This window comes from Acuticoccus sediminis (genome assembly GCF_003258595.1).
GTDB classification, from domain to species: Bacteria; Pseudomonadota; Alphaproteobacteria; order Rhizobiales; family Amorphaceae; genus Acuticoccus; species Acuticoccus sediminis.
The window spans coordinates 13,725-28,204 of record NZ_QHHQ01000007.1 but is presented as its reverse complement, the minus strand read 5'-3'; the positions used below and the strand labels follow the sequence as shown (position 1 = coordinate 28,204).

Genomic DNA, 14,480 nt, shown 5'->3' with positions numbered 1-14,480 from the left:
GACCGCATGCTATGCGAAGATGAAAAGCAAGGATTGATCGTATGCACCTCGACGCCGCGGAGTTGAGTGCATTCTACGTCACTCCGCTGGGCCGGATCGCCCGACAGATCGTGACGGCCGAGGTGCGCGCGCTGTGGCCGGACGTACGCGCCGAGCGCGTCGTCGGGCTCGGACACGCGACGCCGTACCTGCGCCCGTTCATCGGCGAGGCGGAGCGGGTGATCGCGGTGATGCCGGCCGCGGAGGGCGTGATGCACTGGCCCCCGGACGGCGCCAACCTGACCGCCCTCGCCTACGAGGATCGTCTGCCGCTGCCGGACAATTCGATCGACAAGCTCCTGATCGTCCACCTGCTGGAGGCGACGAAGGACCCGCTGGAGGTGCTGCGGGAGGCGTGGCGGGTGCTGGTGCCGTCGGGCCGGGTGTTGGCGGTCGTCCCCTACCGCGCCGGCGCCTGGGCGCGCGCCGACTCGACGCCGATGGGCCTCGGCCGCCCCTTCTCGCGCATGCAGCTCGCCCGGCTGATGCACGAGAGCTGGATCGAGCCGATGGCGGTGCGCCGCTGCCTCTACGTGCCGCCGACCAACTCCCGGTTCGTGCTCGGCTCGGCGCGGGCGTGGGAGAATGTCGGCAAGCGCGTCATGCCGCGGTTCGCCGGCCTCGTCGCGATCGAAGGCCGCAAGACGCTGACGCGCGGCATCCCGATCCGCTCACGCAAGCTCGCCGACCTCGTGCCGTCGCTCTCCCCCGTGCCGAAGCCGGCCGCGACGCGCGTCTCGCACCCGTGGGGGTGCCCGGCGAACGACTACTTCGTCCCGTCGGACTCCGATCCGCCGGCGGTGGCCGGGCACTGCGGCTGCGGCATGACCTCGAGGTCGATGAGCCGGCCGTTCAACACGAAATTGCCGTAGTCGAAGGTCGCGGCGTAAGAGATGCCGTTGTCCATCATGCGGAACGAGATGACGTAGTCCGGCACCGTCTCGCCGCTGTCGGCCGCCTGGTCGAAGTAGGAGATCGAGGTGGTGTAGGTCGGCCGGTTGGTCGCATCGGCGAGCGCGCCGAACGCCTCCCGCTCGCGATCCGTCGCGCCGGGCAGGTTGGTGACCGCCGGGCCGATGACCGTGGTGGTGTCGTAGACGGTGTCGGCCGCGCCGCCGCCGTCGAACATCGGCGCTTCCAGGACCCGCTCGCCGTTGGCGGCGGCCATCAGCACGAGGCGCGTGTGCTGGGTCGGGAAGACGGCGCGCGACAGTTCGAAGCTGGCCGGCTTGGGCTTGTTGATCTCGACCATCGTGCCGGTCGCGGTTCCGGTGGCGGTTCCGTCGACCAGCGTCTTGCCGTCGTCCTGCGCGAAGGTCTGGTTGAGGAAATGGAACTCGGCGGGGCCTACCGTCTCGTAGGTCGAGGTGCGCAGGTCGGTGCGCGACATCTGCCCCTCACGGTCGACGGTGTTGGTCTGGAAGGTCGACGTCACCGTGTAGCCGTCGCAGGGCGACCCCTCGAGCTCGTAGACCAGCGTGCCGTTGACCGACAGGATGGAGACGCTCGGCTCCACGCGTGCCAGCGACAGGTCATATACCGCACGGTGCGGGACAAGGGCCGGTTGCGGCGCTGACGCCGCGGCGGAAGCCGCCAGAAGGCTCGCCAGCGCCGCCGTCGCGATGCGGACGGCGTGCCCGGCGGGGCCAAAGACGCGACGAGGACCGGCACGGCCAGCGAGAGATGACATGGACGGCTCCGTGACAGGATTGCGGCGGCATAGCGCACGGTGCTGCCGGGGCGTCAAGTGAAGGCTTATAAAGCTCACGCTTGCACAGACCGGCGGGCCCTCGTAGACGAGCCAATAACAGCCAACAGCGAGGGATCACCATGTCGCAGGTCGAAGAGAAACTGGCAAAGATGGACCTGGTGTTGCCCGAGGCGGGCGCACCGGCCGGTTCGTACGTTCCGACGGTGCTGACCGGCAACCTTCTCTACGTCTCCGGCCAGATCTCCGTCGACGCCGACGGCGCGATGATGAAGGGCCGCTGCGGCGAGACCATCGGCGTAGAAGAGGGCCAGGCCGCCGCGCAGCGCTGCGCGCTCGCGATCCTCGCGCAGGTGAAGGCCGCCGTCGGCTCGCTCGACAAGGTGGTCCGCGTCGTGAAGCTGAACGGCTTCGTGAACTCCGCCCCGGCGTTCGGCGATCATCCGAAAGTGATCAACGGCGCCTCGGACCTGATGGTCGAGCTCTTCGGCGACAAGGGCAAGCACGCCCGCGCGGCAGTCGGCGTCGCGAACCTCCCCTTCGGCGTCGCCGTCGAAGTCGAGGCGGTCATCGAGGTCGCATCATAACCGGCATCGTTCCCGACTGGCTGACGCGCCGGCCGATCGCGCACCGCGGTCTGCATGGCGCGTCCCATGTCGAAAACACGCTGGGAGCGGTCGAGGCGGCCATCGAGGCGGGCTACGCGATCGAGGTCGATCTGCAGCTCACCGCCGACGGCGGCCTCGTGATCACGCACGATTCGACGCTCGACCGGATGACCAACGCCACCGGCCGCGTCGCCGACCGCACGCTGGACGAGCTGCGGGCGATCACCATCACCGGGTCGGACGAGACGTTCTCGTCCATCACCGACCTGCTCGCCCTGACGTCGGGCCGCTCGCCCCTGTTCCTGGAGGCGAAGGCCCCGGTGCACCCCGCCGCCAAGGCGGCGATGACGAGCGCCATCACCCGCGCCCTGTCCGAATACGGCGGGGCCGCGGCGGTGATGACCTTCGACCCGGACCTCCTCGCGCTCCTGCGCAAGGCGCTGCCGGACACGCCCCTCGGCATCCTCGCGGGCGGCGAGGAGCACGGCTCCCTCGTGTCGCGCTTCGGGCGGGACATGCTGCTTCACACCCCGCGCACCAGGCCGGACTTCGTCTCCTACTACGCGACGGCGCTGCCGCATCCCGGCCCGTCCATCGCGCGGCGTCGCGGACGCCCCGTCCTGGCATGGACCGTGCGTTCGCCGATGGAGGCGAAGCGGCTCGCACCGTACGTGGACCAGATCATTTTCGAGGATTTCCGTCCGTAGGGGCGCGCCCCCTCCGGCCGGCATGGCCGACCGGCGGCGCGGCGCGATGCGCCGCGGTGTGACAGGTCGACCATCGGGACCATATCCTATTGAATCTGCCGCGCTTTGCGGTGGTGCGGCCGTTTTGCGGTGGTGAGTAGTAGGAGGACCGTCATGCCAACCATGACCGTCGAGGCCACGGGCAGCCTGGAGACCGTCGACAAGCAGCAATGGGACGATCTCGCCAACCCGGGCTGGATCGTGGAGGACGGCGGGCGCGTGTCGGGTGGCGGCAGCCACGCCTTCAACCCGTTCGTCACGTACGATTTCCTCCGGGCGCTCGAGGACGCGGGCTGCGTCGGCGGGCGGAGCGGCTGGTATCCGCGCCACCTGCTGATCCGCGGGGCCGAGGGGAGCCTGATCGGTGCGGCGCCGGCGTACCTGAAGACCCATTCCAAGGGCGAGTACGTCTTCGACTACGGCTGGGCCGACGCGTTCGAGCGGGCCGGCGGGCGCTACTATCCCAAGCTTCAGGTCTCGGTGCCGTTCACCCCGGCGCAGGGGCCGCGGCTCCTCGTCGGCGAGGGTTCGGCGGAGGCACGCCAGCTCGTCGGCAGGGCGCTCGTGGCGCTGGCGGACGAGGTCGACGCCTCTTCCATCCACGCGACCTTCCTCCAGTCGGACGACGTGGCCGCGCTTCAGGCGGAGGACTACCTCCTGCGGACCGACACGCAGTTCCACTTCACCAACGACGGATACGAGACGCCGGACGACTTCCTCGCCGCCCTCGCCTCGCGCAAGCGCAAGCAGGTGAAGCGCGAACGGCGCGACGCCCTGGCGAACGACATCTCGATCCGCTGGCTGACCGGCGACGACATCACCGAAGCCCACTGGGACGCGTTCTACGAGTTCTACATGGACACCGGCTCACGCAAGTGGGGCCGGCCCTACCTCAACCGCAAGTTCTTCTCGCTGCTCGGCGAGCGGCTCGGCCACTGCGTGTGCCTGATGATCGCCGAGCGGGCGGGGCGGCCGATCGCCGGGGCGCTCAACCTGATCGGCTCGGACACGCTGTTCGGGCGCTACTGGGGCTGCACCGAGGACCACCCGTTCCTGCATTTCGAGGTCTGCTACTATCAGGCCATCGACTTCGCCATCGCGCACAAGCTGAAGCGCGTCGAGGCGGGCGCTCAGGGCGGTCACAAGCTGGCCCGCGGCTACGAGCCGACACAGACCGTCTCGGCGCACTATATCGGCCATCCGGGCCTCCGGACGGCCGTCGCGCATTACCTGGAGGCGGAGCGGCGCGAGGTGGAGGCGCACCAGAGCTACCTCAACCAGGCGCTTCCCTTCCGCAAGGGCGACGACCCGACCTGCTGATCGACGGACGGGCGTGCGTGCGCGCCAAAGCCCCGCTACAAGGGGGCGCCGCGCACGAGAGCCCGGAGGAGACCCGATGACCGCCTACGACCCCGACAACATCTTCGCCAAGATCCTGCGCAACGAGATCCCGTCGGAGACGGTCTACGAGGACGATACGACGCGCGTGATCATGGACATCATGCCCCGCGCGACCGGCCATGCGCTGGTGATCCCGAAGGCTCCGTCGCGCAACATCCTCGACATCGAGCCCGACTCGCTGGCGTCGACCATCGCCATCGTGCAGAAGGTCGCCCGCGCCGCGAAGGAGGCGTTCGCCGCCGACGGCATCACGGTGCAGCAGTTCTCCGAGGGTGCCGGCGGGCAGATGGTGTTCCACACCCACTTCCACGTCCTGCCGCGCCACGAGGGCGTCGCGCTGAAGCCGCACTCGGGCCAGGTGGCACCGGCCGAGGAGGTCGCCGCCGCCGCTTCCAAGCTGCGCGCCGCGCTCAACGACTGAGGACGGCCGCGCCGGCCCCCCCTCCCGCCCGGATCGGGCGGAGGATGGGCTAGCGCAGCAGCAGCCAGCCGGTGAGGAGCACCGCCTCGGTCACGACGATCCCGAGCCAGAGGCGCCGTCCGGTCGCGAGGTAGAGCGCGAACCCGGCGGCAACGGCGCCGACCCTCAGCGCCAGCGGCGTGGTGGCGAGGTCCGCGCCCGGCGACAGGATCAGCTTGGCGACGACGCTCGCGACCAGCGCCGTCGCCACCGCCTTCACCCAGATGAAGACCTCCGACGCATCCCCCACGCGCCCGGCGAGCATGACGCCGAGCCAGCGCCAGATCTGCGTCGGCAGGGCCGCGCCGACGAGGATGGCGAGGTAGGGCCCGAAGGTCGTGAGCGCGGGCAGCGTCTCCGTTCCGGACGGTGGGGTCATGCGCGGCGCCGTGTCGTGACGCGGCCGACGACGTAGGCCAGCGTGCCGGCGACGAGCCCCGCGACGAGGAGATCGAGGCCCGGCACCAGCGCCGCCGCGATCGGCCCCGCGACGAGGCCGAAAAGCAGCGCCAGCCGGTCGGCATCCGCGCGCGCGGCGCCCCAGAGGGCGCAGATGAAGTAGATCGGCGTCAGGAAGACCAGACCGCCCGCGACGAGCGGCGGCAGGCGGTCGAGCAGCACGTGGCTGACGCCCACCACGACCGTGCTGACCACGGCGAGGGTCACGCCGAAGCCGATGAAGAAGGGGAGCCGCGCCCGCCGCTCGTACTGCGGCAGGTGGGACATGGCGAACACCCACGCGGTCACCGCCACGAAGAGGGACGCGAGAAGCATCGCCCAGCGCCCGCCCTTCTCCGGCCGCACGACCGGCGCCCAGGCGAGCACCATGGGCAGGAACCGCACGGACGACAGCGCCACCGCGAGCGCCACCGCCGGCAGGCTGATCCCCGATGCGACGAAGCCGACGAACACCACCTGCGCCGGCAGCGCGTAGACGGTGAGCGCGATCAGCATCGTCTCGCTGGCGGAGAAGCCCGCCTCGCGCGCGAGCGCGGCGAACCCGATCTGGGCCGAGAAGAGCACCAGCGCCGGAATCGAGAAGACATTGAGGACGCCGCGCCAGAACCATCTGCTGGCCGAGTCGACCGGTGGGGACTGCTGCAACAACATTCCGCCTCAGTAGACCCGGCCGGTGCGAGGCGCCATATCGCACGAACCTATGGGGGCCAGACGAAGGGGTCCACCGCCCGGCCCTGGCGGCCCGCCGCCGGCAGGCCGCCTCTTTTCGTCAGGCCGCCGCCGCGACCTGGCGTTCCTCGCGCAGCGCGATGAAGATCGACACGCACATCAGGAGGAGCAGGATCGCGAACGGGAAGCCCGTCGCCACCGCCATCGCCTGCAGCGCCGCGAGCCCGCCGCCCGCCAGCAGCACGATCGCGACGACGCCCTCGAACACGCACCAGAAGACGCGCTGCGGGACGGGGGCGTCCATCTTGCCGCCGGAGGTGATCGTGTCGATCACCAGCGAGCCGGAGTCCGAGGAGGTCACGAAGAAGACCACCACGAGGACGATGCCGATCAGCGAGGTGATCTGCGCCAGCGGCAGGCGCGAGAGCATCTCGAAGAGCTGCACCGGAAGGTCGGCGTCCGCCGCGCCCTGGAAGTTGTCGATGATCACCTGATGGATCGCGGTGCCGCCGAAGATCGCCATCCACGTGGCGCACACCAGCGACGGGATGAGCAGCACGCAGACGACGAACTCGCGGACCGTGCGCCCCCGCGAGACGCGGGCGATGAACATGCCGACGAACGGCGACCAGGAGATCCACCACGCCCAGTAGAACGAGGTCCAGCCCTCGGCGAAGTTGGTGTCCTCGCGCCCGAACGGGTTCGCGAGCGCCGGCAGGTTGGTGATGTAGTCCGCCAGCGAGCCGAACAGGATCGAGATCAGGTCGCCCGTCGGCCCGACGAAGAACACGAAGAGGAGCAGCAGCGTCGCGAGGATGAGGTTCGCCTCGGACAGGCGCTTCACGCCGGCGTCGAGGCCGGTCACCACCGACATGGTCGCCATCGCGGTGATGATGCAGATGAAGATGATCTTCAGGAGGTCCGCGCCGCCGCCCTGGCCGGACGCGCCGGTGTAGGCGAAGCCGAACACCTCCCGCGTCCCCTCCTCGAGGTTGCCGGAGCCGAACAGGAAGTTGAACCCGGCGATCGCCTGTTCCGCGCCGATCCCGAGGGAGGTCGCGAGGCCGAACAGCGTGGCGAACACGGCGATGACGTCGATGATGTGGCCGGTCCAGCCCCACACGCGGTCGCCGAAGATCGGGTAGAACGCGGTGCGGATCGCGAGCGGCATGCCGCGGTTGTACGAGAACAGCGCGAGCGCCAGCGCCACCACGGCGTAGATGCCCCAGGGGTGGAGCGCCCAGTGGTAGATCGCCGCGGACAGTCCGAGGCGGGCAGCCTCCTCGGGGTTCCCCGGCGCGCCACCGATGGGCGCCCAGCTCCCGGGCGTTCCCGCCGACTCGGCGACCGATGTGCCGTAGTGCGACAGCGGCTCCGAGACGCCGTAGAACATGAGGCCGATGCCCATCCCGGCGGCGAACAGCATGGCGAACCAGCCGAGGTAGCCGTAGTCGGGCTTCGCGTCCGGACCGCCGAGGCGGATGTTGCCGAGCGGGGTCACCACGAGCATCAGGCCGAACAGCACGAAGATGTTGCCGGCCAGGATGAAGAACCAGGAGAAGTTGGACGTCAGCCAGCCGCGCACGCCCTCGAAGACGGTGGTCGCGGTGTCGGGCGCGAACACTGTCGCGACGACGAAGGCGATGATGCCGAGGGCGGCGATCGCGAACACCGGGTTGTGGACATCGATTTCCAGCGGGCCGACCTTGGCCGTGATGTTGTCCTGGCCAACCTCGTAGTCGATGTCGTCGATGGTTATCGGTGTTGGACTGACTGCATCGGTCATGGACTCTCCCAATTGTGGCACGTCGTAATGTCGGTCGCGGCACGATCCTGCCGGCGACACGGACCAGGCCATCGCGAAGGTCGATCCACACTGGGGATCGGGCTGGCGGGGACACGGCCGATCCGACGGAGGACGCGCCTCCGGGCATGGGGATCGAGGCGTCCGGTCCGTGAACGCAGGTCCTCGCGGTGCGGGACATCCGGTCGCAGATTGCGCGCGTCTCAGGCTTCCGTTGTTGGTCGGAGCCGTCCTGTGACAATACCCCTGGGCCGTATTTAGTTTCGTGCCGGCGCAATTTACGCGACCAAGGTGCAGTGTCCGAACGGCCGCGGCGTGCGCCTCCCGGTCGCCCACTGCCGTGGCGTGACCGGCAGGACCGCGGGCTCGGGGCCGGTCGTGCAAGGGATCGCGCCCGGCACCCGCCCATTGACGGAGGGGTATACGCCCGCACCGCGAGACAAGCCGCGCACGGAAGGCGGCGGACAAAAAAAGCGCCCCGCCGTGGGGCGGGGCGCTTCTGTTTCGCTTTGGCCGAGCCGAGCGGCTGGTGTCGGGGCCCGCGTCAGCCGGAGAGCGGGACGCGGGGGATGCCCGACGAGCCCGGGCCCGAGGTCGCCTCCGGATCGGAGGTCTCGTCCTCGTCGTCGATGTCGGTCTCCGGCGCGTTCGGGTCGGCGATCGCCTCGAGGGACAGCTTCTTCTTGCCGTCCTCGTCCTCGGTCACCGTGACCTTGACCGTGCCGCCCTTCTTCAGCTCGCCGAACAGGACCGCGTCGGCCAGCGGCCGCTTGATCTGCTCCTGGATGACGCGGCCGAGCGGGCGGGCGCCCATCTTCTCGTCGTAGCCTTCCTCGGCCAGCAGCGCGACGGCGTCCTCCGACAGTTCGAAGGTGACGTTGCGGTCCGCGAGCTGCGCCTCGAGCTGCATGACGAACTTCTCGACCACGCGGTGCACGACGTCCGCCGGCAGCGGCGAGAAGGGCACGATGGCGTCGAGCCGGTTGCGGAACTCCGGCGTGAACAGGCGGTTGATCGCCTCCTGGTCCTCGCCCGCGCGGCGTGCGCGGTTGAAGCCGATCGGCGCCTTGGCCATGTCGGCCGCGCCCGCGTTCGTCGTCATGATGATGATGACGTTGCGGAAGTCGACCTTCTTGCCGTTGTGGTCGGTCAGCTTGCCGTGGTCCATCACCTGCAGGAGAATGTTGAAGAGGTCCGGATGGGCCTTCTCGATCTCGTCCAGCAGCAGGACGCAGTGCGGGTGCTGGTCGACGCCGTCGGTCAGCAGGCCGCCCTGGTCGAACCCGACATAGCCCGGAGGCGCGCCGATCAGGCGGCTCACCGTGTGGCGCTCCATGTACTCCGACATGTCGAAGCGCAGGAGCTCCACGCCCATCAGCTCGGCGAGCTGGCGGGCCACCTCGGTCTTACCGACGCCCGTGGGGCCGGAGAAGAGGTAGGAGCCGATCGGCTTGTTGGGCTCGCGCAGGCCGGCGCGGGACAGCTTGATCGCCGACGACAGCGTCTCGATCGCCCCGTCCTGACCGTAGACGACCCGCTTCAGGTTCGTCTCGATGGTGCGCAGAACCTCCGCGTCGTCCTTGGAGACGGACTTCGGCGGAATGCGGGCCATCGTCGCGACGGTCGCCTCGATCTCCTTCACGTCGACCTGCTTGCGGCGCTTGTTCTCCGCCAGCAGCATCTGCGACGCGCCGGTCTCGTCGATGACGTCGATCGCCTTGTCGGGAAGCTTGCGGTCGTTGATGTAGCGATGCGAGAGCTCGACAGCCGACTTGATCGCCTCGTTGGTGTACTTGAGGCCGTGGAATTCCTCGTACCGCGGCTTCAGGCCCTTGAGGATCTCGATCGCGTCCTCGACGTTCGGCTCGGGCACGTCGATCTTCTGGAAGCGACGCACCAGGGCGCGGTCCTTCTCGAAGAACTGACGGTACTCCTTGTAGGTGGTCGACCCGATGCACTTGATCGCGCCCGACGAGAGCGCGGGCTTCAGGAGGTTGGAAGCATCCATCGCGCCGCCCGACGTCGCGCCCGCACCGATGACGGTGTGGATCTCGTCGATGAACATGATGGCGCCGGGATACTCCTCGATCTCCTTGACGACCTGCTTCAGCCGCTCCTCGAAGTCGCCGCGATAGCGCGTGCCGGCCAGCAGCGCGCCCATGTCGAGCGCGAAGATGGTGGACTCGGCGAGCACTTCCGGCACTTCGCCCTCGACGATCCGCTTGGCGAGGCCCTCGGCGATGGCCGTCTTGCCGACGCCCGGGTCGCCAACGAACAGGGGGTTGTTCTTCTGCCGGCGGCAGAGGACCTGGATGGTGCGGCGCACCTCCTGGTCCCGGCCGATCAGCGGATCGACCTTACCCTTCCGGGCTTTCTCGTTCAGATTTATGCAGTAGGCCTCCAGCGCGTCGGTCTTCCGCTTCGGGCCCGCAGCTTCGTCCTGCGGCATATCTTCTTCGGCCTCGCGGGTGCGCTCGGCACCGGCGCCAGCGCGCTTTGCGATGCCGTGGCTGATATAGTTGACAGCGTCGTAGCGCGTCATCTCCTGCTCCTGCAGGAAGTATGCCGCGTGGCTTTCGCGTTCGGCGAAGATCGCGACGAGCACGTTCGCACCCGTCACTTCCTCTCGGCCGGAAGACTGAACGTGGATGACCGCGCGCTGGATCACGCGCTGGAATGAGGCCGTGGGTTTGGAATCGTCGTCACCATCGACGACTAGGTTGTCTAGCTCCGTATCGATGTAGTCGCTGAGGTCCCGGCGGAGCCGGTCCAGATCGACATTGCAGGCCTTCATGACGGAGGCCGCGTCCTGATCGTCGACGAGAGCGAGGAGGAGGTGTTCGAGCGTCGCGTATTCCTGGCGGCGTTCGTTGGCTGCAGCGAGCGCTTGGTGCAGCGCCTTTTCAAGGCTTCGGGAGAATGACGGCACGGTCGCTCCTCACTTCTTCTCCATCACACATTGGAGAGGATGCTGATGCTTTCGAGCAAAGTCCATCACCTGCGTCACCTTTGTCTCGGCGACCTCGTAGGTATAAACGCCGCACTCGCCGACGCCGTGGTGATGAACATGCAACATAACTCTGGTCGCTTCTTCACGGTTCTTTTGGAAGAAGCGTTCCAGAACGTGTACGACGAACTCCATCGGGGTGTAGTCGTCGTTTAAAAGAAGCACCCGGTACATGTTTGGGCGCTTCGTCTTCGGCTTCGGCCGGGTGATGACCAGCGTGCCGGGATCGGTCCCGTCACCGCCGTCGTCCCCAGTATCGCCCTCGTCCTTGCCCGAGGCCGCCGGACCGGGGCCGAAAGGCGATGCAGACAGGCGCGCAAACGCCTTCGTCATCCGCCTCGGTGCCGTACGATCCGGTCCCCTCGTCATAGTCGCCATCCTGAAACGTCGAAGAACATCGCGCAAGCCGATACCTAGCGATGATACCGGCTCAGTCCATCGGGAGATTCTGGCGCCTCCGGGCGATGGTAATCTCAACAGACTGCTTGGCAAGAGGCCGACGCCGACATGACCCAACATGGGAATCCAATCTTCTAGGGACAAGCCACCCCGCCATACCAACGCGTTAGCCCGCCCCAAATTCACCTTCTGATCGACTACGATCGAGCGCAGCCAACCAATCCGTCAACGCCCATACGAACGGCGCCGGCCGCTCGCCAGCCTTCACGACCTCGACCACCCTCAGCACCGTGTGGAGGTCCATCACATGGTCCACGTCGACCGGCCGCCCACCCCGCGCCTCGTAGCGCCTCAGGACCCTAAGGGTCAGATCCGGCGAGACGAAAGACGGGTAGGAGAGGTCCGTGTGACGCGGCCCGAGCCCGGCGTCGCCGAAGTCGAACAGCCCGTCGAGCCGGCCGGTGGCCGTATCACACGCCATGTTCCAGCCGTGCGTGTCGAAGTGTCCGAACACCATGGTGTCGGGAAGGCTGACGGAAACGCGGCCCAGCGTTGCGCCGACGGAGGCCAGCAGCGGCGGGTCGAGCACCCGCGCGGCCGCGTCGAACAACCTTTCGGCCGACGGCCACGCCGCGACGCGTCCGATCCCCGCCTCCTCCACCTCGGCGACGGGGATCCGGTGGAGGGCGACGTAGACGGCCGCGACCTCGTCGGCGAGCCGGTCACGCGCCGTCTCCGGCATCGCATGGTAGGTCGCGGGGTCGACCAGCGCGCCCTCCAGGTACGGATGCTCCGAGAACAGCCTCGGCGCCCTGTGGACAGTCATGTCCGGAATGCGCGGTGTGGCGAGATGACGCCGCGCCAGCGCGAGCCGTGCCGGCTCGCCGCAGAGCCGCCATGCAGCGGCCTCGGTGCGGGGAAATTTGAACATCGCGTCGCCCAAACGGAGCCCGAGACAGTCCCAGCCGACGGCCTGCACCTCGGCGGTCGCGCGCCTCAGGTCCGGCCGGACCGAAACGGCGGCGGCGCGGGCCTCCGCGATTTCCGCCGCGCTTGCCGGGCCCGGCACGGTGCGCGCGGCGCGGGGCTCGTCGTCGAGTGCGGCCTGCATGTTGCAAAATCTCCTCACTGTGGGGAAATATGTGTTGAGCGCCCGGGTCTCGGGCCGTTCCGGCGCTTGCTGCCTCGCAAGCTTCAATCCAGACCTTGTCGGTATATCCGTATTAACCGTGTCGGTTCAGCCGCAAGTAACCTCCTAACGTGTGCAGTGCGGTGCGTGTTGTCTCGTAACCGACCGGCCTGAAAGCGGGTATCCGCTGCCGGAGCGCCGAAGGACCGTATGCACGCCTCAAGCCCCCGTCGCCGCAGCGCTTCCGTGCTCTGGCTGACCAGAGCCCTAAGCGTCCTTCTCCCGTTGCTCGTGGCTGTCGCGCCAGCGGCCGCCGCGAACCCAAAGTATGCTGGCCTCGTCATCGACGTGATCAGCGGAAAGGACCTTTACGCCGACCGCGCCGACGAGATGCGGTACCCGGCCTCCCTCACCAAGATCATGACGCTCTACGTCGTGTTCGAAGAGCTCTCCGCCGGCCGGATGACGCTCGACACGGACCTGACGATGTCGAAGTACGCCGCGTCCCAGCCTCCGTCCAAGATCGGCATCCGGCCGGGCGGGACGATGGCGATGCGCGACGCCATCAAGGCCCTGGTGACGAAGTCGGCGAACGACGTCGCGGCGATGGTCGCGGAGAACATCTCCGGCTCCGTGCCGGCCTTCACCGCGCGCATGACCAAGACCGCCCACCGTCTCGGCATGAAGCACACGACCTTCACGACCCCCTCCGGCCTGCCCGACCCGAACAACAAGACGACCGCGCGCGACATGGCCAAGCTCGGCATCGCCATCCAGCGCGACTTCCCGCAGTACTACGGCGTGTTCCAGACTCGGGTGTTCGAGTACGGCAAGCGGCGCTACGCCAACCACAACCGCCTGCTCGGCCGGGTCGAGGGCGTCGACGGCATCAAGACCGGCTATATCAACGCCTCCGGCTTCAACCTCGTGACGTCCGTGCGCCGGGACGGGCGTCAGCTCGTCGCCGTGGTGATGGGCGGCAGCACCGGCCGCTCGCGCGACAACCACATGGCCGAGCTCATCGCCAAGTACCTGCCGCAGGCGCAGCGCGGCGACCAGCTCATGTACATGGCCTGGAGCGACTACGGCCCGCCGCCGATCCCGAAGGTCCGTCCGACCCTCGCCGTGCGCTTCGCGTCGCGCCTCAAGGAGCGCGAGGAGACGCCGCAGTCCGACGACATCCAGACGATCCTCGCCTTCGCCTCCCAGACCCGCGAGGCCGCCGGCACCATCGCCCACGCCGCGCCGCGCACGGCCACCGACGCGCTGCAGGCCGTGATCAGCTCCGAGGGTGACGCGCCGGCCCCGTCCGCAGGCCCCCTCCCCTCCTCGTCGTCGATTTCCGAGAACGTGCTCCCCGACGACCCCGCGCCGGTCACCGGCGCCGAGGTGGAGGTCGCCTCGCTCGACCCGACCATCGTGCCGAGCCCGTCCGCCGGCCGTCCGCACCGCTTCAGCGCCGCGTTCGAGGTGTTCGGCGAGGCCAATTCCGCCGGCCAGGACAACCTGGTGGCCCTCATCGCGCGCCGCACGGTGCCGACGAGCGGGCTGACGATCATCGCCATGGGCTCCGCGCCGCAGACCGCCGGCGACCGTGCGCCGATCGACCCGGGGTCGCCGAAGAACCGGACCCGGATGGAGATCGCGGTGAACGAGGCCCCCGTCGCCCCGCACCAGCCGACCCGCTCGGCCGCGAATCAGCTCACCGACACGGCCGCGAATCAGAACGTCGCGTCGCGTGATTCGGCCATTCCGAAGGGGTGGCAGATCCAGCTCGGAGCGGTGAACAGCGAATCGGCGGCGAAGACCATCCTCGAGGAAGCCGAGCGCACAGAGCCAGCTATGGCCCAGCGCGTGCGGGTAACTCTACCGACGGCCACCCCGAACGGCACGGTTTACCGCGCGCGCTTCGCCGGGTTCGGCACCGAAGCCGAAGCTCTTTCGGCTTGCAAACTCTTCACTAACCATAACCGGCCATGCTGGGCGGTATCAATGTAACGCCCCGGCGCTCCCAATGACTGGCGCGCCCATGCGCGCCAGTTGTGAGCCGA

Annotated in this window: 13 protein-coding genes; 6 read left to right on the top strand and 7 right to left on the bottom strand. The window is 68.5% G+C overall.

Annotated features, from left to right (window positions below):
- Positions 1-41: 41 nt before the first annotated feature.
- Positions 42-911 (top strand): class I SAM-dependent methyltransferase, encoded by an 870-nt coding sequence (locus tag DLJ53_RS25935; RefSeq protein WP_111350870.1) that lies wholly within the window; start codon positions 42-44, stop codon positions 909-911.
- On the opposite strand, the gene DLJ53_RS25930 is transcribed toward DLJ53_RS25935, so the two are convergent.
- Positions 806-1,729 carry an EipB family protein gene (locus DLJ53_RS25930; protein WP_111350868.1) on the bottom strand — a complete coding sequence of 308 codons (924 nt, stop codon included), beginning with the start codon at positions 1,727-1,729 and terminating at the stop codon, positions 806-808. The genes DLJ53_RS25935 and DLJ53_RS25930 overlap by 106 nt on opposite strands.
- Before the next feature lie 140 nt (positions 1,730-1,869).
- Between DLJ53_RS25930 and DLJ53_RS25925 the strand changes: the two genes are divergently transcribed.
- The 4 genes from DLJ53_RS25925 to DLJ53_RS25910 all read left to right on the top strand — a co-directional run bounded on the left by DLJ53_RS25925 (position 1,870) and on the right by DLJ53_RS25910 (position 4,923).
- Positions 1,870-2,334 carry a RidA family protein gene (locus tag DLJ53_RS25925; RefSeq protein WP_111350697.1) on the top strand — a complete coding sequence of 155 codons (465 nt, stop codon included), beginning with the start codon at positions 1,870-1,872 and terminating at the stop codon, positions 2,332-2,334.
- Positions 2,328-3,062 carry a glycerophosphodiester phosphodiesterase family protein gene (locus DLJ53_RS25920; RefSeq protein ID WP_111350695.1) on the top strand — a complete coding sequence of 245 codons (735 nt, stop codon included), beginning with the start codon at positions 2,328-2,330 and terminating at the stop codon, positions 3,060-3,062. Before DLJ53_RS25925 ends, DLJ53_RS25920 begins: the two co-directional genes overlap by 7 nt.
- Positions 3,063-3,215: 153 nt before the next feature.
- The gene (locus DLJ53_RS25915; RefSeq protein WP_111350693.1) at positions 3,216-4,421 is read left to right on the top strand and encodes a GNAT family N-acetyltransferase; all 1,206 of its coding nucleotides are present in this window, start codon (positions 3,216-3,218) and stop codon (positions 4,419-4,421) included.
- Positions 4,422-4,497: 76 nt separating this feature from the next.
- A complete protein-coding gene (locus DLJ53_RS25910) occupies positions 4,498-4,923 on the top strand; it encodes an HIT family protein (RefSeq protein ID WP_111350691.1) in 426 nt (141 codons plus the stop codon).
- Positions 4,924-4,972: 49 nt separating this feature from the next.
- Here DLJ53_RS25910 and DLJ53_RS25905 read toward each other — a convergent pair whose 3' ends face one another.
- The 6 genes from DLJ53_RS25905 to DLJ53_RS25880 all read right to left on the bottom strand — a co-directional run bounded on the left by DLJ53_RS25905 (position 4,973) and on the right by DLJ53_RS25880 (position 12,411).
- Positions 4,973-5,341: an AzlD domain-containing protein gene (locus tag DLJ53_RS25905; protein ID WP_111350689.1), complete on the bottom strand. Its 369-nt coding sequence runs from the start codon at positions 5,339-5,341 to the stop codon at positions 4,973-4,975.
- A complete protein-coding gene (locus DLJ53_RS25900; RefSeq protein ID WP_162409559.1) occupies positions 5,338-6,066 on the bottom strand; it encodes an AzlC family ABC transporter permease in 729 nt (242 codons plus the stop codon). Before DLJ53_RS25900 ends, DLJ53_RS25905 begins: the two co-directional genes overlap by 4 nt.
- 124 nt (positions 6,067-6,190) lie before the next feature.
- A complete protein-coding gene (locus DLJ53_RS25895) occupies positions 6,191-7,876 on the bottom strand; it encodes a BCCT family transporter (RefSeq protein ID WP_111350685.1) in 1,686 nt (561 codons plus the stop codon).
- Between the two features lie 562 nt (positions 7,877-8,438).
- Positions 8,439-10,823, bottom strand: a complete 2,385-nt coding sequence (gene clpA / locus DLJ53_RS25890) for an ATP-dependent Clp protease ATP-binding subunit ClpA (RefSeq protein ID WP_111350683.1) — start codon at positions 10,821-10,823, stop codon at positions 8,439-8,441.
- Between the two features lie 9 nt (positions 10,824-10,832).
- On the bottom strand, positions 10,833-11,234 hold the full coding sequence (clpS, locus tag DLJ53_RS25885) for an ATP-dependent Clp protease adapter ClpS (protein WP_111350681.1): 402 nt from the start codon (positions 11,232-11,234) through the stop codon (positions 10,833-10,835).
- A gap of 232 nt (positions 11,235-11,466) precedes the next feature.
- Positions 11,467-12,411: an aminoglycoside phosphotransferase family protein gene (locus DLJ53_RS25880; protein ID WP_111350679.1), complete on the bottom strand. Its 945-nt coding sequence runs from the start codon at positions 12,409-12,411 to the stop codon at positions 11,467-11,469.
- Positions 12,412-12,777: 366 nt separating this feature from the next.
- Here DLJ53_RS25880 and DLJ53_RS25875 point away from each other — a divergent pair, with 366 nt between their 5' ends.
- On the top strand, positions 12,778-14,427 hold the full coding sequence (locus DLJ53_RS25875) for a serine hydrolase (protein ID WP_244935164.1): 1,650 nt from the start codon (positions 12,778-12,780) through the stop codon (positions 14,425-14,427).
- The last annotated feature ends 53 nt before the right edge of the window (positions 14,428-14,480 follow it).

Coding starts and splice junctions, on each gene's coding strand:
- DLJ53_RS25935 (WP_111350870.1), top strand. CDS start 42: ATGCACCTCGACGCCGCGGAGTTGAGTGCATTCTACGTCACTCCGCTG.
- DLJ53_RS25930 (WP_111350868.1), bottom strand. CDS start 1,729: ATGTCATCTCTCGCTGGCCGTGCCGGTCCTCGTCGCGTCTTTGGCCCC.
- DLJ53_RS25925 (WP_111350697.1), top strand. CDS start 1,870: ATGTCGCAGGTCGAAGAGAAACTGGCAAAGATGGACCTGGTGTTGCCC.
- DLJ53_RS25915 (WP_111350693.1), top strand. CDS start 3,216: ATGCCAACCATGACCGTCGAGGCCACGGGCAGCCTGGAGACCGTCGAC.
- DLJ53_RS25910 (WP_111350691.1), top strand. CDS start 4,498: ATGACCGCCTACGACCCCGACAACATCTTCGCCAAGATCCTGCGCAAC.
- DLJ53_RS25905 (WP_111350689.1), bottom strand. CDS start 5,341: ATGACCCCACCGTCCGGAACGGAGACGCTGCCCGCGCTCACGACCTTC.
- DLJ53_RS25895 (WP_111350685.1), bottom strand. CDS start 7,876: ATGACCGATGCAGTCAGTCCAACACCGATAACCATCGACGACATCGAC.
- clpS (WP_111350681.1), bottom strand. CDS start 11,234: ATGACGAAGGCGTTTGCGCGCCTGTCTGCATCGCCTTTCGGCCCCGGT.
- DLJ53_RS25880 (WP_111350679.1), bottom strand. CDS start 12,411: ATGCAGGCCGCACTCGACGACGAGCCCCGCGCCGCGCGCACCGTGCCG.